This window comes from Klebsiella terrigena, assembly GCF_006539725.1.
Classification (GTDB): Bacteria; Pseudomonadota; Gammaproteobacteria; order Enterobacterales; family Enterobacteriaceae; genus Klebsiella; species Klebsiella terrigena.
This window is the reverse complement of record NZ_BJNO01000006.1, coordinates 141,444-165,645: the sequence shown is the minus strand read 5'-3', so window position 1 is coordinate 165,645 and position 24,202 is coordinate 141,444. Positions and strand designations below refer to the sequence as shown.

The 24,202-nt window shown below is 60.6% G+C and carries 25 protein-coding genes and 1 pseudogene; 17 read left to right on the top strand and 9 right to left on the bottom strand.

All coding sequences use genetic code 11. The annotated features are described in order from the left end of the window. Positions 1-11 precede the first annotated feature (11 nt). Together tssB and pckA are read right to left on the bottom strand one after the other, a co-directional pair. A complete protein-coding gene (gene tssB, locus RTE01_RS10155; RefSeq protein ID WP_134526598.1) occupies positions 12-509 on the bottom strand; it encodes a type VI secretion system contractile sheath small subunit in 498 nt (165 codons plus the stop codon). A 515-nt stretch (positions 510-1,024) separates the two neighbouring features. Next, positions 1,025-2,668, bottom strand: a complete 1,644-nt coding sequence (gene pckA / locus RTE01_RS10150) for a phosphoenolpyruvate carboxykinase (ATP) (RefSeq protein WP_115192422.1) — start codon at positions 2,666-2,668, stop codon at positions 1,025-1,027. 311 nt (positions 2,669-2,979) lie between these two features. On the opposite strand from pckA, the gene RTE01_RS10145 reads away from it, so the two are divergent. After that, positions 2,980-3,873 carry a LysR substrate-binding domain-containing protein gene (locus RTE01_RS10145; protein WP_115192421.1) on the top strand — a complete coding sequence of 298 codons (894 nt, stop codon included), beginning with the start codon at positions 2,980-2,982 and terminating at the stop codon, positions 3,871-3,873. 105 nt (positions 3,874-3,978) lie between these two features. Then, positions 3,979-4,677, top strand: coding sequence for an RluA family pseudouridine synthase (locus RTE01_RS10140; RefSeq protein WP_134526601.1), 699 nt, complete (start codon positions 3,979-3,981; stop codon positions 4,675-4,677). 20 nt (positions 4,678-4,697) lie between these two features. Here RTE01_RS10140 and RTE01_RS10135 read toward each other — a convergent pair whose 3' ends face one another. Together RTE01_RS10135 and RTE01_RS10130 are read right to left on the bottom strand one after the other, a co-directional pair. Next, a complete protein-coding gene (locus RTE01_RS10135; protein ID WP_041146139.1) occupies positions 4,698-5,015 on the bottom strand; it encodes a cupin domain-containing protein in 318 nt (105 codons plus the stop codon). 124 nt (positions 5,016-5,139) lie between these two features. Continuing rightward, the gene (locus RTE01_RS10130; RefSeq protein WP_134528551.1) at positions 5,140-5,964 is read right to left on the bottom strand and encodes a helix-turn-helix transcriptional regulator; all 825 of its coding nucleotides are present in this window, start codon (positions 5,962-5,964) and stop codon (positions 5,140-5,142) included. Between the two features lie 131 nt (positions 5,965-6,095). On the opposite strand from RTE01_RS10130, the gene RTE01_RS10125 reads away from it, so the two are divergent. The 7 genes from RTE01_RS10125 (at position 6,096) to RTE01_RS10095 (ending at position 12,100) form a co-directional block, all read left to right on the top strand. After that, entirely contained in the window at positions 6,096-6,836 is a 741-nt protein-coding gene (locus tag RTE01_RS10125) for an AzlC family ABC transporter permease (RefSeq protein WP_041146140.1), read from the top strand. Then, a complete protein-coding gene (locus RTE01_RS10120; protein WP_134526604.1) occupies positions 6,837-7,157 on the top strand; it encodes an AzlD domain-containing protein in 321 nt (106 codons plus the stop codon). It abuts the gene before it with no gap. A 177-nt stretch (positions 7,158-7,334) separates the two neighbouring features. Further along, a complete protein-coding gene (locus RTE01_RS10115; protein ID WP_076947394.1) occupies positions 7,335-8,423 on the top strand; it encodes an ABC transporter ATP-binding protein in 1,089 nt (362 codons plus the stop codon). Then, positions 8,416-9,045 carry an ABC transporter permease gene (locus RTE01_RS10110; RefSeq protein ID WP_123551586.1) on the top strand — a complete coding sequence of 210 codons (630 nt, stop codon included), beginning with the start codon at positions 8,416-8,418 and terminating at the stop codon, positions 9,043-9,045. The genes RTE01_RS10115 and RTE01_RS10110 overlap by 8 nt, the downstream gene beginning before the upstream one ends. After that, complete coding sequence (locus tag RTE01_RS10105; protein WP_041146144.1) at positions 9,045-9,713, top strand: ABC transporter permease; 669 nt, start codon at positions 9,045-9,047, stop codon at positions 9,711-9,713. Before RTE01_RS10110 ends, RTE01_RS10105 begins: the two co-directional genes overlap by 1 nt. 102 nt (positions 9,714-9,815) lie before the next feature. Further along, positions 9,816-10,715, top strand: coding sequence for an ABC transporter substrate-binding protein (locus tag RTE01_RS10100; protein WP_041146145.1), 900 nt, complete (start codon positions 9,816-9,818; stop codon positions 10,713-10,715). Positions 10,716-10,759: 44 nt separating this feature from the next. Next, a complete protein-coding gene (locus RTE01_RS10095) occupies positions 10,760-12,100 on the top strand; it encodes an NtaA/DmoA family FMN-dependent monooxygenase (RefSeq protein WP_141334967.1) in 1,341 nt (446 codons plus the stop codon). 35 nt (positions 12,101-12,135) lie between these two features. Here RTE01_RS10095 and RTE01_RS10090 read toward each other — a convergent pair whose 3' ends face one another. Next, the gene (locus RTE01_RS10090) at positions 12,136-12,936 is read right to left on the bottom strand and encodes a phosphate/phosphite/phosphonate ABC transporter substrate-binding protein (RefSeq protein ID WP_134526607.1); all 801 of its coding nucleotides are present in this window, start codon (positions 12,934-12,936) and stop codon (positions 12,136-12,138) included. Next, the gene (locus tag RTE01_RS10085; RefSeq protein WP_134526610.1) at positions 12,929-13,912 is read right to left on the bottom strand and encodes a fatty acid desaturase; all 984 of its coding nucleotides are present in this window, start codon (positions 13,910-13,912) and stop codon (positions 12,929-12,931) included. Before RTE01_RS10085 ends, RTE01_RS10090 begins: the two co-directional genes overlap by 8 nt. Positions 13,913-14,036: 124 nt before the next feature. On the opposite strand from RTE01_RS10085, the pseudogene RTE01_RS26525 reads away from it, so the two are divergent. Together RTE01_RS26525 and RTE01_RS10075 are read left to right on the top strand one after the other, a co-directional pair. Beyond that, positions 14,037-14,310, top strand: a pseudogene (locus tag RTE01_RS26525) (aminotransferase); the annotation flags it as partial. A gap of 91 nt (positions 14,311-14,401) precedes the next feature. Continuing rightward, positions 14,402-14,845 carry a 6,7-dimethyl-8-ribityllumazine synthase gene (locus tag RTE01_RS10075; protein ID WP_134526613.1) on the top strand — a complete coding sequence of 148 codons (444 nt, stop codon included), beginning with the start codon at positions 14,402-14,404 and terminating at the stop codon, positions 14,843-14,845. A 133-nt stretch (positions 14,846-14,978) separates the two neighbouring features. On the opposite strand, the gene RTE01_RS10070 is transcribed toward RTE01_RS10075, so the two are convergent. Next, positions 14,979-16,151 carry an ROK family transcriptional regulator gene (locus RTE01_RS10070; protein ID WP_141334965.1) on the bottom strand — a complete coding sequence of 391 codons (1,173 nt, stop codon included), beginning with the start codon at positions 16,149-16,151 and terminating at the stop codon, positions 14,979-14,981. Positions 16,152-16,374: 223 nt separating this feature from the next. Here RTE01_RS10070 and RTE01_RS10065 point away from each other — a divergent pair, with 223 nt between their 5' ends. The 5 genes from RTE01_RS10065 to RTE01_RS10045 are packed head-to-tail and all read left to right on the top strand — an operon-like array spanning position 16,375 to position 21,406. Continuing rightward, complete coding sequence (locus RTE01_RS10065) at positions 16,375-17,622, top strand: extracellular solute-binding protein (RefSeq protein WP_134526616.1); 1,248 nt, start codon at positions 16,375-16,377, stop codon at positions 17,620-17,622. Positions 17,623-17,631: 9 nt separating this feature from the next. After that, positions 17,632-18,540 carry a carbohydrate ABC transporter permease gene (locus tag RTE01_RS10060; RefSeq protein ID WP_041146153.1) on the top strand — a complete coding sequence of 303 codons (909 nt, stop codon included), beginning with the start codon at positions 17,632-17,634 and terminating at the stop codon, positions 18,538-18,540. Then, a complete protein-coding gene (locus RTE01_RS10055; RefSeq protein ID WP_134526620.1) occupies positions 18,530-19,369 on the top strand; it encodes a carbohydrate ABC transporter permease in 840 nt (279 codons plus the stop codon). The genes RTE01_RS10060 and RTE01_RS10055 overlap by 11 nt, the downstream gene beginning before the upstream one ends. 2 nt (positions 19,370-19,371) lie before the next feature. Further along, positions 19,372-20,334, top strand: coding sequence for a carbohydrate kinase family protein (locus RTE01_RS10050; protein WP_141334963.1), 963 nt, complete (start codon positions 19,372-19,374; stop codon positions 20,332-20,334). After that, positions 20,321-21,406, top strand: a complete 1,086-nt coding sequence (locus tag RTE01_RS10045) for an ABC transporter ATP-binding protein (RefSeq protein ID WP_041146156.1) — start codon at positions 20,321-20,323, stop codon at positions 21,404-21,406. The genes RTE01_RS10050 and RTE01_RS10045 overlap by 14 nt, the downstream gene beginning before the upstream one ends. A 14-nt stretch (positions 21,407-21,420) precedes the next feature. On the opposite strand, the gene RTE01_RS10040 is transcribed toward RTE01_RS10045, so the two are convergent. Next, positions 21,421-22,575, bottom strand: a complete 1,155-nt coding sequence (locus tag RTE01_RS10040) for an MFS transporter (protein ID WP_134526623.1) — start codon at positions 22,573-22,575, stop codon at positions 21,421-21,423. Positions 22,576-22,668: 93 nt separating this feature from the next. Between RTE01_RS10040 and RTE01_RS10035 the strand changes: the two genes are divergently transcribed. Beyond that, complete coding sequence (locus tag RTE01_RS10035; RefSeq protein ID WP_041146158.1) at positions 22,669-23,448, top strand: AraC family transcriptional regulator; 780 nt, start codon at positions 22,669-22,671, stop codon at positions 23,446-23,448. Here the strand turns inward: RTE01_RS10035 and RTE01_RS10030 are convergent. After that, positions 23,445-24,185, bottom strand: coding sequence for a proteasome-type protease (locus tag RTE01_RS10030; protein ID WP_041146159.1), 741 nt, complete (start codon positions 24,183-24,185; stop codon positions 23,445-23,447). The two genes, RTE01_RS10035 and RTE01_RS10030, sit on opposite strands and share 4 nt — an antisense overlap. Positions 24,186-24,202: the final 17 nt, after the last annotated feature.

Genomic DNA, 24,202 nt, shown 5'->3' with positions numbered 1-24,202 from the left:
ATGTCCAGTAATTAATCCTGGGTCGGGGCAAGCGCATTCAGTTCATTACGCAACTCTGCGGAAAGCGCGGGGTCTTTTAATATAATTTCCAGTTCTTTCCGAAAAGTCATATTATCCAGAAGATTTGATTTCAAATCGCGCAGCAGATTACGCATCGCGAGCATTGCCCGAAGCTGTGGAATTTGCCGCGCCACCGCTTCCGGCTCAAAGTCCTTCATATTGTGAAAAAAGAGCTTCACGTTTTCTTCAGAACCATCGCTGGCGAGGGTGTTTTTAACGGTGAGATTGACTTCCGGATTAAGATTAGCCAGGACGCTGTTAAAATTGTTCTTGTTGATGTCTATCTTATCGCGCTCAGAGAGCGTGCCCTCTGCCTTGCCGTTGCTGAAGTCACCCACGCTCAGGAGCTTTAGCGGGAGCTCAACTTTCTTCTGAACGCCCCCCGTCAAAAGATCCAGCTTTATATTTACACGCGCACGAGGTATTTCGTTCTGAAATGATTCAGACATATATACTTATCTCCTGAATAAATTAATCACTTAACCTGAAAGATTGTCACTATAAAGAATGCGGCTTTTTGTTTTTACTCTAAATTCATCGCGGCGTAAAGTGTGAAAAATTCAAATAACCCGTAACGGCAATCGCTAATTAAAAGCGACCCGCGCCATAAGCCCGACATCACAGGCCTGGCGCACCTGTCACCCGCCAATATTTATTTTAAATAAAGCCACACCGCAAAAATAAATAACATTCACGACAACAATGAAAATGCCAAATTAATAAATGAAATAATAAAATAATATTTTTCAAGTCCAGTATCGGACATTTAAAACACCACAAGGAGAGGAGCCGGCAATATTGACGTAAGGAGCGGTATTGACTAAAGAAGCGGGCAAGCGAAAGCCGGCGCGGCCGACGTTGACCGCTAATGCGCGTTCAGCCGGTTGCCAGAAACAGAAAAACCCGGACAGCAAACGTGTTGCCATCCGGGTTGAGCGCGGGCGACGCTATTTAGCGTTGCGGATTAGTTTGCCGTAGCGGCGGACGGTTCAAGCTTCGGGCCCGCCAGCGCCAGGCGCGCGCCGGCCTCGGTATCGCTATATTGCCTGAAGTTATCGATAAACAGCTGGGCCAGACTCTCGGCTTTCTCCTGCCAGCCGTCGGCAGAACTCCAGCCGCTGCGCGGATCGAGCCGCGCGCTGTCAACGCCCGGGATGCTCTGCGGAATAGCCAGGCCAAAGACCGGGATCGTCTCGGTGCGCAGAGGGCCGGTAGTATCGTTTAAGATAGCGCTGATAATGCTGCGGGTATCGCGCAGGGACAGGCGTTTACCCTCCCCGTTCCAGCCGGTATTGACCAGCCAGGCTTCGGCGCCCGCTTCCGCCATTTTGGCGGCCAGCACGCTGGCGTACTGCGTGGGGTGCAGCAGCAGGAACGCCGCGCCGTAGCAGGCGGAGAACGTTGGCGTCGGTTGGGTGATACCGCGCTCGGTGCCGGCCAGCTTCGAGGTGAAGCCCGACAGGAAATGGTACTGCATCTGTTCGGTCGTCAGACGTGAAACCGGCGGCAGCACGCCGAATGCGTCGGCGGCGAGGAAAATCACCCGCGCCGGATGGCCGGCACGAGAGACCGGCTTGACGATATTTTCGATATGCGACAGCGGGTATGAAACGCGGGTATTTTCGGTCTTACTGCCGTCGGCATAATCCACCGTGCCGTCAGCCCGGACCACCACGTTTTCCAGCAGCGCATCGCGGCGAATCGCCTGATAAATCTCCGGTTCCGCCTGCGGATCGAGGTTGATGGTTTTGGCGTAGCAGCCGCCTTCAAAATTGAACACGCCGTCGTCATCCCAGCCGTGTTCGTCGTCGCCGATAAGCTGGCGCAGAGGATCGGTGGAGAGGGTCGTTTTGCCGGTACCGGAAAGGCCGAAGAACAGGGCCACGTCGCCCTCTTCGCCGCGGTTAGCCGAACAGTGCATCGAAGCAATGCCCTGCTGCGGCAGCAGATAGTTCATGACCGAGAAGAGCCCTTTTTTCATCTCTCCGCCGTACCAGGTGCCGCCAATAAGCTGAATTTTCTCGCTCAGGTTAAAGGCAACGAAGTTCTCGGAGTTGAGGCCCTGCTCCTGCCACTGGTCGTTGGTGCAGCCCGCGCCGTTGAGGACCACGAAGTCCGGCGTGAACTGTTCCAGCTCCTCAGCCTCGGGAACGATAAACATGTTTTTGACGAAGTGAGCCTGCCACGCCACCTCGGTGACAAAGCGCACGCCGAGGCGCGTATCAGGGCTTGCCCCGCACCAGGCATCAACCACGTACAGCTTTTTACCGCTCAGCTGTCCGGCAACCCGCGTTTTGAGGCTGGCCCAAATCTGCGGCGTTAACGGCTTATTGTCGTTGCGGCCAAGCCCGGCATCGGACCACCAGACGGTATCGCGGGTCAGGTCATCTCTGACGATATATTTGTCACGCGGTGAACGTCCGGTAAATATCCCGGTATCAACGGCCACTGCGCCGGATGCGGTCATCACGCCGCGCGCTGCGCCGGTGAGTTCCGGGCTGGTTTCATGGGCAATCAGCAGGTCGTAATCGGGGTTATAAAATAACTCGCTGCTATCCTTAATACCAAGCTCGTGCAGAGCCTGTTTTACTAATTCGATACGTGGCATGGAACTCCTGACAAACAGCTGGCTAGGTAAGATGTATTCATTATTTCAGCCCGTCATTGCGTTCTTCTGTGAATTCCGGTGTAAAAAATCCACAGCAAAATGAAATAACAGGATGAGCAGCCTGGAGCAGCGATTTTATAGCGGTGCTCGTAGGGTATCGCCTGTGCTTTACGAAACTCGTATTAACTGCTTAGGAATACGCTAAATCTGAGAAAAATGTTAACACCTGTGGTTAGTTATGTTAATTGCATAGTTTCTATGCGTTATGCTAAAATTGCATAGCATTAAATACAGCGTTAAGGAACGGATCCGTGCTGGCTAATCTTGAAGTGAAGTGGCTGTACGATGTCATTGCTCTGGAGGAGTCCAGAAGCTTTACTCTGGCGGCTAAAACCAGAAATATATCGCAATCCTCGTTCAGCCGCAGGATTCAGGCGCTCGAGGCGTCGCTGGGTTTCAGCATCTTCGACCGCGGGGTTAACCCGCTGCAGCTCACCACTCGTGGCAAAATTTTCGTCGGCTATGCGCGAAATATGCTGGACGATATGGACTTTCAGATTAGTCGCATTAAGGGGCTAAATAACACTACTCAGAAAATAAGAATCGATGCCGCTCCGTCGCTCTCTGTTTTAGTCCTTCCGGAATTAATTGCCGGCTACACCGATATAAAAAATAAAACCTTCCACGTCGAATCCATTAACGTTAACGAAGCCGTATTTAACCTTAAGGAAGGCAAGAGCGACTTTATTCTGTCGTTTTATAATGAGGAGTTAATGAACTATCCGTTTATTAACCACAAAATTTTCGACTCCTCGGTGCACCTTGTTACGCCCTGCGATGAGAGCGGCAGGCCGCTCTTTCATCTGCACCGCGGCGTTTTGCCGCTGATGAGATATGCCAACGATAGCTATATGGGGCGCCAGGTAAATCAGGTTATCGACCGCACGCCGGGGATCACCTTCTCGCTGACCTTCGTCTCGTCGATGAGCGAGCTGCTTAAGCGGATGATCCTCAACGGCGACGGCGTAGGCTGGCTGCCGCAATACTCTATCCAGCGCGAGCTCGATGAGGGCCGCCTGGCCATTATGGACACCACGCTCTCGCTGCCGATCGGGGCCTACATGTATCGTTCCGGCTCGCGGCTTAACCAGTCGGCCGAGCGCTTCTGGCAGCATATTAAATCCCGGGATGCCCGCCAGTCCTGAGTAATAAAACCGGCGGTTTGCGTCCGTCGCCGGCTAGATAGCGAATTCGCCAGCTGGCAGAAAATTCGCTATCATCCGCCTCCTCTTTCCCAGGCGAGCCGCCCGATGTCTACGATCGTTGATACCTTTATTGCCCCGCCGTGCCATGCAGAAATTGAGATCCTTTATCAGGACGATCATCTGCTGCTGATCGCAAAACCTGCCGGCCTGCTCAGCCTCTCGGGGAAAAACCCGCGCAATCTCGACTCGGTGCATCATCGGTTAGTCCAGACCTTTCCCGGCTGTACGCTGGTTCATCGTCTCGATTTCGGCACTTCCGGCGTGATGGTGATTGCCCGCAGCAAGGCCATCAACGCCGCCCTCTGCCAGCAGTTTAGCCAACGCGCGGTGAGCAAGGTCTACAGCGCGCTGCTGTGCGGGCACCTGACCGATAATGAAGGCGTAATAGACGCCCCCATCGCCAAAGACCCGGCGCTGTTTCCGCGGATGACCATTTGCGCCACCCGCGGCAAGCCGGCCCGCTCCCGCTATCGGGTGCTTGAGCGCCTGCAGCGCCAGGGTGAAGACGGGACGCTGCTGCCGCTGACCCGCGTGCGGCTCACCCCGGAGACCGGTCGCACCCACCAGCTGCGCATTCACTGTCAGCTCGCGGGGCACCCCATTTTAGGCTGCGATCTCTACGGCGGCCTGCTGCTACCCGGCACCGAGAGCACGCCGCGCCTGATGCTGCACGCCAGCGAGCTGCGCTTTACCCACCCGATCAGCGGGGAGCCAATCAACGCCAGCAGCGCCAGTCCGTTCTGAAACCTGCCGGTCGGCAGCGATTAATCCAGCGGCGCGTCCCTGATATCAACCAGCAGCAGCGTACCGAAGCTACCGGCCGGAACGTGGTGCACGGCGCCCTTCGGCACAAAGCAGTAATCGCCGGCGGCGAGGTTGAACCGTCTGCCGTCGATAACCAGCGGCAGCGCCCCTTCCAGCACCAGCAGCAGTTCGTCGAAGTCATCGTGCGCTTCGGCGGCGATCCCCTCACCGCCCATTTTTATGACCTTTATGGCGCTATTGCCTACCGCGCCCAATACCCGCGACTGCCAGACCTGCTCCAGCCCGGCGGCGATCCGGTATACTGAGTTAATCTCCATCAATGCCTCCTGCAGGCGAATGCCAGCCGCTATAAATAACCGATCGGCGCCATCGCGCAAATACGGATATGTTAGTTGCATACGCAAAATCATTCGCTGTGCCGGGAAGCGTCTGTCGGACGGCCTATATCGATGAGGCCGCAAAAACGCCGGGCGTGGTGCCATAATGCAGGCGGAAGTATTTAATCAGGTGGCTTTGATCGTAAAACCCGACGTCCGTCGCCACCTGAGCGGCGCCGAAGCCTTTCGCCAGCAGCCCTTTGGCTCTGACCAGGCGCAGCTGCGTCAGGTATTGATGGACCGACAGCCCGGTCTGTGTCTGGAAGGTGCGCATAAAATGAAACTCGCTCAGCCCGGCGACCCCGGCAATCTCCTTAACCGCCAGCGGCTGCTGATAGGCGCAGTGTAAAAACTCGATGGCGCGACGGATGTCGGCGCGGATCGCATCCCGTCGGCCACCGCGAGCGCTGCGCCCGGCATAGCGCCCCACCAGCATATTCAGCACCTGATACATCAGGCACTCTTTTTCCAGCGGATCGCGGCTGGCGCCAAGCACGGCGGAGGCCTGCAGCATGCTGCGGGCCATCAGCGGGTCGTGGCGCATCCCTTCGCCGCCAAAATGGACCTCGCCTGCGCCGGTGAGCACCGTTGCGGCCACCTCATCGATCAGCTGCGCTGAAGGATAAAATGCGCAGTAATCCCAGCCTTCGTCACGCTGCACCGCTTCGCCGGTATGCACTTCGCCGGGCATGATAACCATCACCGTCCCCGCCGCCGCGATGCCGCGCTCCCGGCAGATGCGCGTGCGCTGCGCCCCGCGGGCGAAGGCGGCAATCACATATTCATGATGAAAGTGCGGCGGATAGCTGTGCTCGTAGCAGGAGGCGCGGAGGATCTCCATCCCACCGTGCAGCTCGCTGTCCCGCCAGAGCCTGATATCATCCCGTATCTCTTTCGCCACCCCGCCACCCTTTTTATTGCGCAAAATTGATATTTCAGCCAATGAGCAGGATTTTACTATAGCGATCCTGACGATTTCTTAAGATTATCATTCAGTGACGGACAATTCGGGACTATTTGATGTTGATGAACAAGAAGACCTCGCCCAGGGATGAGGCAGCCGCGGAGTTTCGCGCGGGCATTATCGCCTGCCTGCCCACCATCCCCGGCTACTGGAGCATTGGCTTTGCCGCCGGGGCTATCGGCACATTATCAGGGTTCACCACCGCGCAGACGGCGCTACTGGCGAGCGCGCTGTACGCGGGCTCCGCCCAGTTCCTGTTTTATTCGCTGTGGGCCACCGGCGCCGAAGTCGCCTCGGTGGTGCTGAGCGTACTGCTGGTGAACCTGCGCTACCTGCTGATGAGCTCCGCCATGAGCGTATTCTTTCGGGAATACACGACCGGGCAAAAAATTATCAGCGGGCTGCTGCTGACCGATGAAACCTTCGGCGTCGCGGTCCAGCGCGGCAGCGGGCACAACAAAGTGCCCTACGCGTGGATGCTCGGGCTCAACGTCGCCGCGTGGCTGAACTGGATCCTCGCCTGCGTGGTCGGCGCGGGGTTAGCCTCCGCCCTTCCGCCGTCGCTGATGGAGGGGCTGAGCTTCAGCCTGGTGTCGATGTTTATCGGGCTGGTGCTGATGATCTGGTTTGCCAGCCGGCGTAAAGCGCTGGAGGCCTTCAGCATTGCGACGGCGGTGGTCATCACCCTGTTCACCGCCGGCCACGCCGATATGAGCGTTGTGGTCATCGTGGCGGCGTCGGTCGCGGCAACGCTGGCAACGGTCGGGCTGCGCCTGACGTCCAAAGGAGAACAATAGATGGAACGCAATATTATCCTTGCCATTCTCGCCTCCGCGCTGGTCACCGCCCTGATGCGCACGGTGCCTGTTTTACTGCTTTCGCGTTTTCGCCTGGCGCCGGTTATCCAGCAGTGGCTGAGCTTTATTCCGTCCGCCATTATGGCGGCGATTATTGCCGCAGAGCTGCTCGGCAAACCGGCGCTAAGCGGCTCGGGGATCAGCATTTCGCTGCTGGCCGCCGCCGCCGCGACGGTGGCCGGCGTCCTCACCCGCAGCCTGTTTGCGACGGTAATTGCCGGGATGGTTGCCTTTTCCGCACTCAGCTACCTGCTGCTTTAATTATGCTCCTGGCCACGGTTATCGTGGCCTTTTCATTATCAGCTTTCCCCCACGCGTTAAATTCAAATAGCGGCATTGCAAATGCAAATATCATATTTGCCGGTTAATCACCGCCTCTGTAGCTTGTAGTTTATTCATGCTTTCCATGAAATAAACTTCAGGGCGCGACGGCGGCAAATGATTAGACTCGAAAATATCTATAAGACCTACCCCGGCAGCGCGCATGCGGCAATAAGCAATCTGAACCTGACGATTAATAGCGGCGAACTCTGCACCTTCGTTGGCCCCAGCGGCTGCGGTAAAACCACCCTATTACGGATGATTAATCAGCTCGATAAGCCGGACTCCGGTTACGTCTACGTGCAGGGTGTAAAAATAGCCGAAAGCGATATTATCCAGCTGCGCCGCAAAATTGGTTTTGTTATGCAAAGTGCGGCGTTATTTCCGCACCGCACGGTGGCGCAAAATATCGCGACGGTACCGCGCCTGCTCGGCTGGAGCAAAACGCAGATCCGCGCGCGCATTGCCGAGCTGGTCGATTTAATGTCGCTGGACCGCCTGCTGCTTGAGCGCTATCCGCATCAGCTTTCCGGCGGCCAGCAGGGACGCGTTGCTATCGCCAGGGCGCTGGCGGCCGACCCGCCGGTGCTGCTGATGGATGAGCCCTTTGCCGCCATCGACCCGCTGGTGCGCGAACGCCTGCAGGACGAGCTGCTGCTGCTCCAGCAACGCCTGCATAAAACGATAGTGCTGGTGACGCACGATATTAACGAGGCCATCCGCCTGGGCGACAGAATTGCCATTTTCGAGGAGGGCGGCGTGCTGGCGCAGTTTGCCTCTCCTGACCATATTTTATCGCACCCGGCCAGCGACTTTGTCCGCCGCTTTATCGGCCCCGAGCCCAACCTCAAGCGGCTGGGCATGATTCAGGTCGGCCAGCTGCCGCGCCATGACGTGGCGCTGGTTGACGAGCAGCATGCGCCGATCGCCAGCCGTCACCCAACCCTCAGCAGCCCGCTGCAGCTGATCCTCGATAAGCACCAGCGTCCGCTGCAGTGGTTCGACCCGCACCGGCGCATTTCGCTGCCCATCACCCAGCCGCTGGCCGCGCTGCACAGCCTGCGCTTTGCCTACAGCGCGCTGCTGGATGCGCCGGGCGGCGTGCTGGTACACGTCGACGACAGCGGAAAATATCAGGGCACCGTTTCGTACTCGCTGCTCCAGCACGTGCTGGATGGTCTGGTGGAAATTCGCCGCTATGGTTGACTGGCAGTGGATCCTCGACAACCGGATGATGATCGGCGCGCTGCTGTGGCAGCATACCCAGCTGGTGGCTATCTCGCTCTTTTTTGGCACCCTGCTGACGGGATTACTGATTGGCCTGACTCTGCGCTGGCCGAAGGCCGCGCAGCCTCTGCTCTATCTCTGCGGGGTCCTGTTTACGATCCCCTCGCTGGCGCTGTTCATTTTACTGCTGCCGTTTACCGGCCTGTCGCTGACCACTTCGGTCATCGGCCTGACGCTCTATTCCCTGCTGATCCTGCTGCGCAACACGCTTGCCGGCATCGAGAAGCTGCCGGCGGCGGTGCTGGAGTCGGCCCGCGCGCTGGGCTACACCCGCGGCTACCGCTTTTTTGATATCGAGCTGCACCTGCTGGCACCGTCGCTTTTCGCCGGCCTGCGCATCGCCTCCGTCACCCTGGTTGGGCTGGTGACGGTGACCGCGCTGATTGGCCAGGGCGGGCTGGGACAGCTGCTGCTGGCGGGGTTTAACCAGGATTTTATTACTCCTGTCATTGTCAGCCTGGCATTGAGCCTTGCGCTGTCGCTGTTATTTGACTCGCTGATCGCCCGCGTTGGCTATTGGCTTACGCCCTGGACGCGCTGATGGATATCCTACAGGCAACGCTGGGCTGGTTTTTGCAGCCCGAACACTGGCTCAGCGACGGCGGTATTTTGGTGCGCCTGCGGGAGCATATTTATTACGTTACGCTGAGCATGCTGATCGCCTCCGCCATTGCCCTGCCCACGGGAATTGCGCTCGGCTACTGGCGCAAAGGCGCCTTCGTGATCATTAACTTATTTAATATCGGCAGGGCAGTTCCGGCGCTGGGATTAATTCTGCTGTGCATTCTGCTGTTCGGCTTTAACGATATTCCGCTCTTCGCCGCGCTGGTCGCCATGTCCGTTCCGCCGATTCTGACCAACGCCTGGGTCGGGATCTATCACGCCGACCGCCAGCTGTGCGATGCGGCGAAGGCGCTGGGCATGACGCCGCTACAAAGCCTTTGGCAGCTGCGGATCCCGCTGGCCGCGCCGCTTATTTTCGCCGGAATGCGCACCGCGCTGGTACAGCTTATCGCCACCGCCGTCGTCGCGGCCTATGCGGGCCTCGGCGGCCTCGGTCGGTTTCTGATTGACGGGCTCGGCCAGCGCGATATTCCGCAGGTGATCGCCGGCTCGCTGGTGGTCTCCCTGCTGGCCATCGGCAGCGAGCTGCTCTTTTCACTGATTGACCGGCGCTTCACCCATACCATCGGCACTCCGGAGTATTAGTTTTTATCACCCATTGCCGCGGCCCGAATATCTCACACGGGCGGCAGCGTACCCGTGGCTGACTTAACGCATCACGGATATTTATTCACCTAGCGAGGCACTATGCACAATATATTAGCTTTCCCTTTTCACCGTCGCCGTTTTCGCCTGTCACTATTAGCCGTCGGGTTACTCGGCTTAAGCTTTAGCTCATTAGCGGAAAGCGTCACGATCGGCGGCGCTAATTTCACCGAGAGCTCTATTCTCGCGAATATTTACGCCAGCGCGCTGAAGAAAAATAATATTGAGGTCAGTACCCGACTTAATCTCGGCAACCGCGAGATCATTATTCCGGCATTAAAGAGCGGCGAAATTGATATTGTGCCGGAGTATCTTGGCGCCCTGCTTAACTACTACGACGGAAAAACCCTGGCCACCAGCCAGAGCGACGTCAGCGCCGAGCTGGCTAAGGTTCTGCCCGCCGACTTCACGCTGCTGACGCCTTCCCCGGCGACCTCAATTACCGCGTGGGCGGTTCGCGCCGACACGGCGAAAAAGTACGGCTTGAGCAAGCTCTCCGATCTGCAGCCCATCGCTCATCAGCTGACGATCGGCGGGCCACCGGAGCTGGCGGTGCGCGCGCTCGGCCTGCCGGGGCTTAAGCGCGTCTATGGCCTCGAATTTAAGGCGGTAAAATCCCTCGATATGGGCGGGCCGCTGACTCGCCTGGCGCTCAACTCCGGCAAAATCGACGTTGCGACGGTTATCTCTACCCAGGGCAACCTGGCGAAAGAGGACTGGGTGGTGCTGGATGACGATAAGCACGAGCAGCCGAGCCAGAACGTGGTGCCGCTGGTGCGTAAAGCCAGCCTGACGCCGACGGTGAGCAAGGTGCTGAACGACGTCTCCGGCAAGCTGAACAACGCCACCCTGATTGAGCTCAACCAGCAGGTCGATCTGCAGCATAAAGACCCGGCCGCCGTGGCGGAAGCGTGGGTCAACGACCATCTGGCAAACCGCTAACCTCTCCATGCCAGGGATCGGCAATAACCGCAAACGAGTCGCACATGTCTGAAAATCATATGATTCTGAACCTGTTTTTCTTTAATCCGCAGGGGGATTACCGCTTCTCATGGCGCCATCCTCAGGCGCCGGGCAAAGAAATTTTCACCCTCGGCTACTACGCGGAGCTGGCGAAGAAGGCCGAGGCCGCCACCCTCGACGCCATTTTTGTCGCCGACCACATTGCCATCTGGGATACGGTGCCCAGCGGCTTAACCCACTACGCCAACGCACGGCTGGAGCCCATCACCCTGCTCGCCGCCCTTGCCGCCGTGACCGAGCATATCGGCCTGATGGGCACCGCCTCCACCTCCTACAACGAGCCCTACAATCTCGCCCGCTACTTTGCCTCGCTGGACTTTCTCAGCGGCGGTCGGGCGAGCTGGAACGTGGTCACCTCGTGGCTGGAAGAGGAAGCGGCGAACTTCGGCCTCGACCAGCTTCCGCAGCACGGCAACCGCTACCAGCGCGCCGGGGAGTTTATCGATGTCGTCACCCGCCTTTGGGACTCCTGGGAGGACGATGCGGTGCTGTATGACAAAACGAGCGGCCTGTTTGCCGATGCGTCTAAGGTGCACCACCTCAACCATCGCGGCGAGTTCTTTAACGTCCGCGGGCCGCTCAACGTCCCGCGCCCGCCGCAGGGTCATCCGGTGCTGGTCCAGGCGGGGTCTTCCGAGGCGGGGAAAAACCTCGCCGCGGCGTGGTCAGATATGCACTTCGTGTTTATTAAATCCATTGCAGAGGGGCTGGCCTATCGTCAGGAGATGAATCAACGGCTGCGGGACTATGGGCGCGATCCGGCGCACTTTAAAATCATCGCCGGCGTTCTGCCCGTGGTGGTCAATTCCGACGCCGAGAAGGAGGAGCGCCAACGGCTTAACGAGCGTTTGATGAGCGATCAGATGGCGATAGACCTGCTCTCGTCCTACCTGCGGATGGATTTAAGCGCCCACTCGCCGGACCAGCCCCTGCCGCCGCTGCCGGACGAGGCGACGTTTGACGGCATCCGCACCGCGCTGCAGCTTATCCGCCACTACGATCCCAGCCTGACCGTTCTGCAGCTGGGGCGCCTGCTGCTGCAAAGCTCCGACAGCTGGCTGCTGATCGGCAGCGCGGAGGAGGTTGCCGACGCGCTGACCGCCACCTGGCGCGCTGGCGCGGCGGACGGATTTAACCTGATGTTCCCGCTGCTGCCGGGGGATTTCGATCGCTTTGTCGACCAGGTGGTGCCGATCCTGCAGCGTAACGGCGCGATGCGCACCAGCTACCCGTCGGGCACGCTGCGGGAGAAACTCGGGCTGCCGGCGGCGGAAAACCGCTTTACCGCGCCGGGTCCGCGCTAGCCTGCGCCGAAGGAGGCCGGGCCTCCTTCACCCGCCTACAGTTGGGTCACGCCCCTTGTCGCCGCCTCGGCGCGCCACGCCAGCAGCTGCGCATACGGCTGGCGCGTCACAACGCTAAAATCGTCGATCAGCTGCGCCCGGCAAATATCCCGGTACTGCGCGCCGGTAACCAGCTGATGCAGCGCCTCGCGCAGGAGCGCCATCGTCGCCGGCGGCGTATCTTTGCTGCTTATCAGCGGCAGCCCCGGCGCCAACGGACTGCGTCCGATAACGCACAGTCCGGCAAGCAGCGCGGGGTCGTGGCGCTGCAGCAGCGCCCAGCTGACGCAGTCAATCGCCGCGATATCAGCCGTTCCCTGCTGTAATTCAATCAGCGACTGGCGGTGGCTGCCGCTCCAGCGCACGGCGGAAAAAAAGCGGCCGCTCTCGGCCAGCGGCGCCACCCTTTCCAGCAGCGCATTGTAGCCGGACTGGGAGTCTGGCGAATTGCACACCGCCCGCCGATGGCGAAAATCCGCCAGCGTCCGATGCCGGTTCGCCTCCTGGCTCACCAGCAGGCTACGATAATTCGCCCCTTCACAGCCCTCCGCCGCGTAGTGAAAGCAGCCGACGATCTGCACATCCGCAAGCAGGGTGACCAGCGGATAGCCGCAGGTCTGGCTCAGCAGCAGCTGCGGATCGCGCCAGTGGTTCAGCAGCTCATCCCGGGGCCATCGCGCCGGCAGGTCCGCCACTGCCACCCCGCGGGCCGCGAGGATCTCGCGCAGCGCCAGCCACAGCGCCCGCGTCTCTTCATGATTAACCGCATACATGGGAAAATCGACAACGTTATTCATGGTTCTCCCCCGCGACAGGCCGCTTTTTTACGCCGGGATGGGCGTTCACCGCCACCGCGCGAAACGAAAAGCGCCGCAGCCATTCGCCATAGCCGCGCACCACAAAGCCGTGGTTACGCTGCCGGTAGCTCTCCCGTTCGAGCAGATAAAGTTTACGCAATCCGTACCAGGGGATCCCCGGCAGGTCGTGATGAACTGAATGATAGTTGAGGTTAAGAAACAGCACCCGCCACGCCAGCCCCGCTTCATTAATCACCGAGCGCGCCAGCGGATCGTCGGCGGCCCGATGCTCAAGGAAGGAGCGAACCTTGGTGAGCGCCAGCGCCGGATAGCTGACGGCGGCGACAAAATAGAGCGGCGAGAACTCAACGTGCACCATCAGCGCAAACAGGCCGGCCAGCAGCAGGCCGTGGGTAGCCCACATCGCCATCGCCGCCTTCTGGCGCAGGCGAAAGGCGCGCCACGCGCTGACGAGCGTTTGCGCAATATCCAGCAGCGGTGCCAGCAGCAGCCGTCCGATAAAGGTGTTGCGCAGATGAATCACCCGGCGCTGCCAGGGCGCGAAACGCCGCCAGCTCTCGGCGGTAAAATAGTAGGATTCGGGATCATCGACCGGCAGCGTGAGATGGTGATTATCGTGGTGCGCGAGATGCGAATCCCGGTACAGGCCGTAGGGATACCACACCGCCAGCGGCAGGATGCCCAGCAGCTGATTCAGGCGCGGCCAGCGCGTCGGATGGCCGTGTATCAGCTCATGCTGTAACGACATATACCAGGCGCTAAACCAGATCAGCAGCAGCGTTGCCGGCAGCAGCCCCAGCGTTTTCCAGTATACGAGGGTGGCAAACCAGCCGCCGTAAATGGTGATAATCAGGAGCCAGGTCGGAAGTTCGCTGCGCCATAAGCGGCTGCGTGAAAGCTGGTGGATAAGGTCGCGCTGCTGCGGGTGCAAATAGACAGACGTTTTTTTGGTCATTACTGCAAATACCGTTTCCGCGTTATCTTTTATCCTTCGAAGATGTGAGATAACACGGAAAATAACAAAGTATTTAAATGACTTAGCTTTGCCAGAAACGTGGGGTAAACGAAGCGCCTGCGGGGCGCTGCCGATGCGGATGATGGCGGATACTGCCCACCTCCCCCGCGACGCGTCAATTATCCACATTATGCAAAGCATGCTGGATAAAGGCGGGCATCGACCCTTTACATTACAGTATAATGTTAACAGACGGATCCAACCCGAACCGCTGCTCGACGCGTTCAGGCGCGGTGGCGCAGAGGAGAACGAGATCTGCCTTGAGCTCAGTTTTAAAAGAACGCGAACCGACCGATAGCCAGGTTGTCGCCAATATCGCTGAAAGCGTGGCCTTTTAGGTCCCCTGTATCGATAGCGGAGTCGAGGACCTGCTGGTCTCAATAATTGGGTCCGCATCGCCTGATGCCGACCGTTTAACAGGAGTGTGTCATGCCATCGTTAAGAGTCGCCTTTATCAAAGCCAACTGGCACGCGGATATCGTCAGCCAGGCCGAGAGCGGATTCCGCCAGGAGCTGGATAGTCAGCAGGTGGAATACACCGTTGATAGCTGGGACGTTCCCGGGGCGTTTGAAATGCCGCTGCTGGCCCAGCGTCTGGCGAAAAGCGGCAGCTATGATGCCATCGTCTGCGCCGCGCTGGTGGTTGACGGCGGGATCTATCGCCATGACTTCGTGGCCCAGGCGGTGGTTAGCGGCCTGATGCAGGCGCAGCTGGCGACGGAAGTGCCGATGTTCTCGGTCTCTCTGACGCCGCACAACTTCCAGCCTGCCGCCGAATTTATCGATTTTTATCGCGGGCACTTCGTGAAAAAGGGTCAGGAAGCGGCAAAAGCGGTACTGCAGATCCATCGCCTGCCGCAGCCCAAAGCCTGAGAAGACGAAACGAGCCTCTCTTCTTGAGGGCGACGGCTCCCTGAGCCAGCGGGCTGATTAGCGACGAGCTGACGGCCCAGGCCCTGCGCAATCTCAAGCCTGAGTCCCGACGGCCACGCTAGCGGCCGCCGGACTACTTCATCAGCGCCTGAAACTGCGGGTTAAACTCATCGAATATAGGCAACGCGGCGGCGCCGAGCGCGGCGGTATCGGTGCCGGTCATCCCCATTTTCACCCGCATCCCCGTCAGATAGCGCCCGCGCACCGACTGATACAGCGGCGGCAGGCGCGCCAGCACTTTTTCCAGCAGCGGCGCCGGCATCGTCCCGCCCACCACCACCGTTTCGGCATCAAAGACGCACTCCAGCAGGTTGATCGCCTGGCGCAGCGGCGGCAGCGCGCTGTCAATCCAACGGTCGAACAGCGCCTCATCTACCGCCAGCAGATCTTCCGGCAGCGCCCGATACGGGTCAAGGCCGCAGAACTCATAGGCCGCCTGCAGCGAAACATAGCGCTCAAGGCAGCCCTGATTGCCGCAGTAGCACGTCCGGCCGCCGGGCTGGATGACGATATGCCCGACCTCCCCGGCGTTATGCGCATGCCCGGTATAAATATGGCCATCGGTAAAAATACCGGCACCCAGCCCGGTGCCGATATAGAGATAGACAAAGGAGTTCAGGTGGCGGGCAACGCCGTGAAAACGCTCGCCGATGGCCGCCACCGTCGCGTCGTTTTCGAGGGTGACCGGCAGACCGCTAAGCCGCGCCAGCTCGGATTCGACGTCCACGCCCTCCCAGCCGTTAAGGGTCGTCGGCCCGGTGGATGAGATCCCCTCCACGCCAAAGGGACCGGGCATCACCACGCCGATCCCCAGCACCCGGCTCCAGTCGAGCCCCGGCAGCGTCCGCAGCTCCTGTATCACCTCGCCGATGCGCGCAAAGGTGGCACCAGGCTGGGGCTTTTGCACCAAAATGAGTCGGCGAAAATGGATCTCGCCGGTGAGATCGACCAGTACCACGATCAGCGTTTGGTGATCGAGATGAATACCAATAGACCACGCGCTGGAGGGGTTGAGGCTCACCGGCACCGCGGGTTGTCCGCGCCCCGCCGCCCGCCGCGGCGCGTGGCTGGTGAGGATCTCCATCTGCTGCAGCTCGGCAACAATATTAGAGACCGTTTGCGGGGTCAGCGCGGTCAAGCGCGCCAGCTCGGCGCGGGTTAATTTGCCATGCAGGCGCACGGCTTCAATCACCACCCGCCGGTTGTGCACCCGCGCGTGCTCAAGGTTTGTTCCCGATGTTTTCATTCTTTCCCTTCCTTGCCTTTCCCAGGCGCCTGATGCAGCAATTCTAGCCTTCGTCACAAATCCCGCAATCACATTCTCGGGCGGACTTTCGCATGGCACAAGCTTTGCTACGCTTATGCCAAGGGCCACGAATGACCTTGCGGCTGTATTGTCGCCCCGATTAAATCAATCAAATTGATTTAATAAATCATAACCCCTTTTTCTCAGTACAGCGGAGAGCCACATGAAATACCACAGCACACTTCGGGTGAAGGCCGGTTTGTTGGCTATGCTCGTCATCAGCGGCAGCGCGGCCGCGGCCGCCACCCAGGTCAACGCCCTGTTTATGACCCAGGCGGCGTACAGCGAAAACGATATTCGTGCGATGACCGCCGACTTCGAAAAGCAGAACCCGGATATTAAGATCAACCTCGAGTTCGTCCCCTATGAAGCGCTGCATGACAAAATTGTCGCGGCGCGCGGCGCCGGCGGTAACGGCTATGACGTGGTGCTCTTCGATGCCATCTGGCCGGCGGAGTTTAGCCGCTTCGACCTGCTGCAGGACGTCTCGGCGCGGATCCCCGCCGACGAGCGGGAGAAGGTGTTCCCTGGCGCAATGAATACCGTGGTCTACAAAGGCAAAACCCTCGGGATGCCGTGGATCCTCGACACCAAGTACCTCTACTACAACAAAGCCATGCTCGAAAAGGCGGGCATCAAGCAGGTGCCAACCACCTGGCAGCAGGTGCTGGACGACGCCAAAATTCTTAAAGATAAAGGCGTGGTGAAATACCCGCTGGTCTGGAGCTGGTCCCAGGCGGAAGCCCTGGTCTGCGACTACACCACCCTCGTCTCCGGCTTCGGCGGCAAGTTCTACCAGGACGGCAAGCTCGACTTCTCAACGCCGGCTTCGCTCAAAGCGGTCACGCTGATGAAGAAATCGTTGGACGACGGCCTGACCAACCCCGCCTCCCGCGAATATCTCGAAGAGGACGTGCGTAAAGCCTTCTCCAACGGCGACGCGGCGTTCGCGCTGAACTGGACCTATATGTACAACATGGCCAACGACCCCAAACAGAGTAAAGTCGCCGGTGACGTCGGCATTATTCCCGCCCCCGGCGATACCCCGGATAGAGCCGGCGCCGTCAACGGCTCGATGGGCTTAGGCATTGCCAAAGCCAGCCAGCACCCGGAGCAGGCGTGGCAGTATATCCACTACCTGACCTCGCAGCCGGTGCAGGATAAATACGCCAAACTCAGCCTGCCGGTGTGGAAATCCTCCTACCACGACCCGGCGGTTGCCCAGGGCCAGGAGAGCCTGATCGTCGCCGCGGACAAATCGCTGAACGTGATGCTCTCGCGCCCGGAAACCGCCGACTATTCGCGGCTCTCCAACACCCTGCAGCAGCAGCTTCAGTCGGTGCTTCAGGGTAAAGAAGCCCCGGAAGCCGCCATGCAGACCGTTGATAAAAGCGCGGCCCGCCTGCGTTAAGGAGTTTTGATGCTGAGTTTGCAACAACGCGAGCGTCGTCAGGCATGGGTGCTGCTGGCGCCCATGCTGGTAGCGATGTTTCTGCTGACGGCCTGGCCGCTGGCGCGCACCCTGTGGCTGAGTTTTACCGATACCGCGCTGGTGGGAAACGGTGAGGCGACGAACTACGTCTGGCTGGAAAACTATCTCTATGCTCTGACCGACCCGGATTTTCGCGCCGCCTTCGCCCGTTCGCTCTACTTTACCGTGGTCTCCGTCGCCATTGAGGGCGTTATCGGCGTGCTGGTCGCGCTGTTGCTCAATCAGCGCTTTGTCGGACGCAATATCCTGCGGGTGCTGGTGATATTGCCCTGGGCGCTGCCGACCATCGTGAACGCGATGATGTGGCGGCTTAACTTTAACCCGGACTACGGCAGCATTAACGCGCTGCTCACCCAGCTGGGGATCATCGACGGCTATCGCAGCTGGCTGGGGTCGCCGGACTCGGCGCTGAATGCGGTGATGCTGGCGGATATCTGGAAAAACTATCCGCTGGTCACGCTGCTGGTGCTGGCGGCGCTGCAGTCCATTCCTGAGGATCTGTACGAGGCGGCGCGCCTCGACGGGGCCGGATCGTGGCGGCGCTTTCGCGCCATCACCTTCCCGGCCATCGCCGCCCCGCTGGGCGTGGCGCTGGTGCTGCGGACCATCGACGCCTTCAAGGTGTTCGATATCATCTACGTGATGACCCGCGGCGGCCCGCTCGACAGCACCAAAACCCTCAGCTTTTTCGTCTATCAGGAGTCCTTCAGCTATCTGCGGGCGGGCAGCGGCGCGGCCTACGCCATTCTGATGACCCTGATGTGCGCCCTGCTGATCGCCCTGTATCTGTTTATGCTGCTGCGCCAGCGCCGCCGGAGCACCGAATATGAAGCGTAAAATCCGCACTCTGCTGCGCTATCTGGCGGCGCTGCTGGTCGCCCTGTCCACTCTCGCGCCGATGCTGTGGCTATTTTTAATGAGCGTCAGCACTCCCGCCGATCTGACCCGCGTGCCGCTGGAGTGGCTGCCGGGGGAGTGGGACTTTAGCCGCTACGGCCGCCTGCTCTCCCTGCAGCCCGGCGAGCCGGGAGCGCTATTTTTACCCGCGCTGCGCAACAGCCTGCTGGTCGCCGCCGGGGCGACGCTGGTCTCGCTGCTGCTGGCGGTGCCCGCCGCCTTCAGCTTCTCGCGCTATCCTGGCCGCGACGGCTGGCTGTACGCCGGGCTGGGGATTTACATGGTGCCGCCGGTGGCCTTCGTCCTGCCGCTGTACTTTATTCTCGAACACTTCGGGCTGCTCAATACCCGCAGCGGGCTGGTGCTGGTCTACTGCTCGCTGATTATGCCGTTCCTCACCTGGATGGTGAAAAACCAGTTTGACGCGCTGCCGCAGGATATTGAACAGGCCGCGCGCCTCGACGGACTGAGGGTCTGGCAGGTGCTGCTGCGCATCACCATACCGCTGGCGAAACCGATGCTCGGCGCCTCGGCGCTGTTTGGCTGGCTGCTGGCGTGGGATGAGTTTTTCTATTCGCTGCTGTTTACCAGCAATATCGCCGCTCAAACCCTGCCGGTCACTATCGCCGGGTTCACCGCCGGACGCGCCACCGACGACGGTCTGGTGGCTGCCGTCGGCATTCTCGCCTCGGTCCCGCCTCTGTTTATCGCTATCTGGTTACAAAAAACGCTGGTCAGCGGCCTCACTAACGGTGGAAGTAAAGGATAACTATGCACAAGCTCACCGCGCCCGTGCTCTATATCGCGGGCAATTACAATATTGATTTGATTATGGGGACCCTCGCGCAGTGGCCCCTGCCGGGCACGGAGGTGATGCTGGAGCACAGCGCCCTGCGCCCCGGTGGCTCGGCGGGCAACTGCGCCCTCGCGCTGGCCGCCATGCAGATCCCGCATCGCACCATCGGCTGCCAGGGCGATGACGCCTTTACCGCCTGGCTGGCGGCCCAGTTTCCCGGCAGCGCCGAACGCTGGCCGCAGTACTCCTGCGAAACCTCGCTGACGGTGGCGGTTACCCATCCCGATAAAGAGCGCTCCTTCCTCAGCAACTACGGGCATATCACCCGCCTGTCGGCGGAGGATGTTCTCGCCCAGCTTCCGGAACGGGCAACGGCCGGCGATATCGTCCTGCTCTGCGGGACCTTTTTATGCACCGCTCTGCTGCCGGACTATCCGGGGCTGCTGCGGACGCTGCGCCAGCGCGGCTTCCAGGTCGCCGTGGATACCGGCTGGCCGCCGCAAAGCTGGGATCCGGCGCTGCGCGAAGCGGTGAACCAGTGGCTGGCCGATTGCGACTGGCTGCTGCTCAATGAAGTTGAAACCCTCGGACTCGCCGCGATGAGCGACCTGCCGCAGGCGGCCCGCAGCCTGGCGTCGCGCCTCAGCGGCCGGGGAGGCTGCATCGTCAAATGCGGCGCCGACGGGGCCTGGTGGTGGACCGCCGAGCGCGGCGACCGCGCGGCGGTGAAGCCGGTCGAGGTGATTGACACCATCGGCGCGGGCGACAGCTTTAACGCCGGCTTTCTCGCCGGGCTGCTAAGCGGCCAGCCGGCAGCCCAGGCGCTGCGCTGGGGCAACGCCGTTGCCGCGCACGCCATTAGTACCTCCCCCCGCCACTATCCCGACTGGCGAACCCTGCAACACCATATTGAGGAGACCGCCGATGGCCAGCGTTGAGCTGATAAAAGTCGCCAAGCATTACGGCAAACAGACGGTGCTTCTGCCGCTGGATTTAACCATTCCTGACGGCAGCTTCACGGTGCTGGTCGGGCCCTCCGGCTGCGGGAAATCGACCCTGCTGCGGCTGCTGGCCGGGCTCGAGGCCCTTTCCGCCGGGGAGATATTAATGAACCGCCGGCCGATTGGCGATCTCGATCCCGCCGATCGCGACGTGGCGATGGTTTTTCAGAGCTACGCCCTCTACCCGCACCTGACGGTAGCCGAAAACCTCGCCTTCCATATGCAGGTTAAAAAGGTCGATAAAGAGACGCAGAAAAGCAAAGTCCAGCATATCGCCAGCCTGCTGGGAATCGATAAGCTGCTGGCCCGCTACCCGCGCGCGCTTTCCGGCGGCCAGCGCCAGCGCGTGGCGATGGGCCGGGCGATGGTGCGCAACCCGCAGGTTTTCCTGTTTGATGAACCGCTCTCCAACCTTGACGCCCAGCTGCGCATGGAGCTGCGGGCGGAGATCAAGTCGCTGCACCAGCGCTTTAAGACCACCATGATTTACGTTACCCACGATCAGGTTGAGGCCATGACCCTGGCCGATCAAATCGTGGTGATGCGCGAGGGGCTTATCGTCCAACAGGGGCCGCCGCTGGAGATTTACGATCGCCCCTGCAACACCTTTGTGGCCCGCTTTATCGGCTCGCCGCCGATGAACCTGCTGGCGGGAGAGATAGCCAGCCGCGACGGCGTTCCCGGCGTGCGCTGCGGCGAGCTGTGGCTGGCGCTGCCGGAACGCTGGTATCGGGCGGCGGCGGCGCAGGGAAGCGCGCCGGTCACCGTCGGCCTGCGTCCGCAGGATATCCAGCCGGACCCCGACGGCCTGCCCGGAACGGTCAAAATTATGGAGGTCACCGGGGAGTCCACCCTGCTGCATCTCGATTGGCAGGGATTCCCGGTTCACGTGCAGGTCGCCGGACGCATTGACGCCCGGCTCCAGCAGCCGCTGAATCTCACTGCCCGGCGCGAGAAAATCCATCTCTTCGATGCCGCCAGCGGCAGGCGGCTGGCGGAGGAGAACTAGCTGACGCGGGTGCCCTAAGCGGCGCCCGCGCTCTTTTCGGCGAAACAGGGTAAATAGCGGATACCGGCGATGACGCCGAGCGCGGCACAGACCACCAGCGACACCCCCAGCGATTGCCCCCAGCCGACCAGCGCCAGCCCGAGGCCAATCAGCAGATAGTAACCGAGACCGAAAATGGCCCCGGCGGTGCCGCGACAATCGCTGTAGGCGCCGAGCGCCGAACCGAGCACCAGCGGGATCGCCATAGCGAAAGCGAGCGCCACCCCGGCCATCGGCAGCAGGAACCAAAGCGAGTCGCGCCAGAGGTACACCGCCGCGCCGCTGGCCAGATGGAGCCAGCAGGCAAGCAGCAGCATCCGCCCCTGAGTCACGCCCCGGTGTAGCAGCCGGCGATTGAGCAGCGCACCGGCCAGGGAGCCGCCGGCCAGCGCCATGCCGCTGTAGCCAAACGCGGCGACCGGCAGGCGCAGCTCGGCGAAGATAAACGGCGCCAGGCTGTAGTAGCTGAACAGGCTGACGTTGAACGCCGCGACCAGGATAACCGCCAGGCCAATCTGCCGGTCGGCTGCCATCCGGCGCAGCACCGGCAGAAACGCCGCGTTCGCCTGCCGCGCCGGCCGCGTTTCCGGCAGCAGCCAGCCGCACAGCAGTAGCAGGACGCCGGCCAGCAGCGCCAGGGCGAGGAAGACGCCGCGCATGCCCCAGCCGGCGGCGAGCAGGCCGCCGACCCAGACGCCCGCCGCCGGACTGACCGCCAGCGCCAGGCCGATAAGCGAAAAGAGGCCAGCGAGCCGGCGGCCGCTAAAACGGTCCCGCAGGATCGTCTGGCTGACAACCGACCCGACTGCGGCGCCGAATGCCGCCACGATCCGCGCCAGCAGCAGCAGCCTAAAGTCCGTCACCGCCAGCGCCATCGCGCAGCCGAGGGCGTACACCGCGATCCCCGCCAGCATCGCCGGACGGCGGCCGTAGAGATCGCTGGCCCGCCCCCAAAAAAGAACCCCGAGCGCGAAGCCGATAAAATAAACCGCCAGCGTTTGCGCCGCCTGCTGCGCGCTGACGGCAAAACGGACGCTGATATCGGTCAGCGCCGGGCTGTAAATGGTTTCCACCATCTGCGGAAACATCAGTAATGCGGTGACCAGCACCACGGCCGAACGCCCGAACATATCCACCTCCTGATAATAAGAGGCGCTATTGTAGGCAGGCCGGGGATCGGACATTATAAACATAGTGACTATATATATCGGAAATCAGACATTATGGCGTGGCTCGATGCGCATGCGGCATTCAACCCGGATGCGCTGAACAAAACGGTGGTTGGCGTCCGCTCGGCGCTCGGCAGCCACGACTCCGGCAGCCACCGGCACGATATGGCGCAGATACTTTTCACCCGCCAGGGCTGCGTGCGCCTGACCCTCAACGATGGCGCGCTGCTGTGCCTGCTTCCGCCCACCCGGGCGGCGTGGATCCCGGCGGGCGTCCCCCATCGCGCGGAGATGAAAAGCATCGTCGACTACCGCTCGGTGTGGTTTCAGCCCTCCCGTTTCCCCGATCTCCCCGCACATCCGGCGATCCTCAACGTCGGCCCGCTGCTGCGCGAGCTGCTGGAGCGGACGGCGGCAAGCCCGTGGGACAGCGATTGGGAGAGCGGAAGCGGCTGGCATCTTGCCGCCCTCTGCGCGGCAGAGATTAGCGCGGCGGCCCATGAGCCGATGATGCTTGCCCTGCCGCAGGATAAGCGCCTGGCCGCGCTGGGCGGTCAGAGCCTGCCGCCGACGTTACGGGCGCTGGCCGCAGAGTGCGGCGCCAGCGAAAAGACCATCAGCCGCATTTTACACCGCGATACCGGGATGTCCTGGCAGCAGTGGCGGCAGCAGTGGCGATTGATGAAGGCGGTGGAGCTGCTGGCGACGGGAAAGCGCATTACCGATGCCGCGCAGGCGCTGGATTTCGCCAGCGACAGCGCTTTTATCTACTTTTTCCGCACCATGACCGGCATGACGCCGGGACGCTATCTTTCGTCATCGACGACGGTTTAGCGCTCGCGCGCCGGCGCGAACGGCGGCAGCTTCTGGAAGGTGTTCTGCAGCCCTTCGGACCACGCCCTGCGAATGGTCGTGAAGTAAGGATCGCTTTCGGTGATGCGATGCTGCTCGTCGCTGCTCAGGCTGCCGCTGCGGTAGAGCAGCGTATCCAGCGGCAGGCCGACGGAGAGGTTGCTGCGCAGCGTTGAATCAATGGAGATCAGCGCGCAGCACATCGCCTGCTCCAGCGGCGTGTCGATGGTCAGCACCCGGTCGATAATCGGTTTACCGTACTTGCTTTCGCCGATCTGGAAATAGGGCGTATCGCGCGTGGCCTCGATAAAATTACCTTCCGGGTAGATGTGGAACAGGCGGTGCGTCTCCCCCGCTAGCTGGCCGCCCAGCAGCAGGTTACAGTTAAAGTTGGTATTGCCGCAGTTCTGCTGGTTGCTGCTGTCGCGCTGAATAACCTCCTGCAGCGTTTTGCCAATCAGCATCGCCGCATCATACATGGAGCTGACCTGCATCAGGTTAGGCTCCTGCTGGGTGCGAATTCGCGCGCTCAGCAGGCTAATCACGCTTTGGGTGGTGGCCAGGTTGCCGGCGGACTGCAGCACCAGCACCCGTTCGCCCTCTTGCTGAAAAACATGAAGCTTCTTAAAAGTCGCAATATGATCCACGCCCGCATTGGTGCGCGAATCTGACGCGAATACCAGTCCATCCGCTAAACACATGGCCACACAGTAGGTCATCGTTCTCCGTTCCTGCC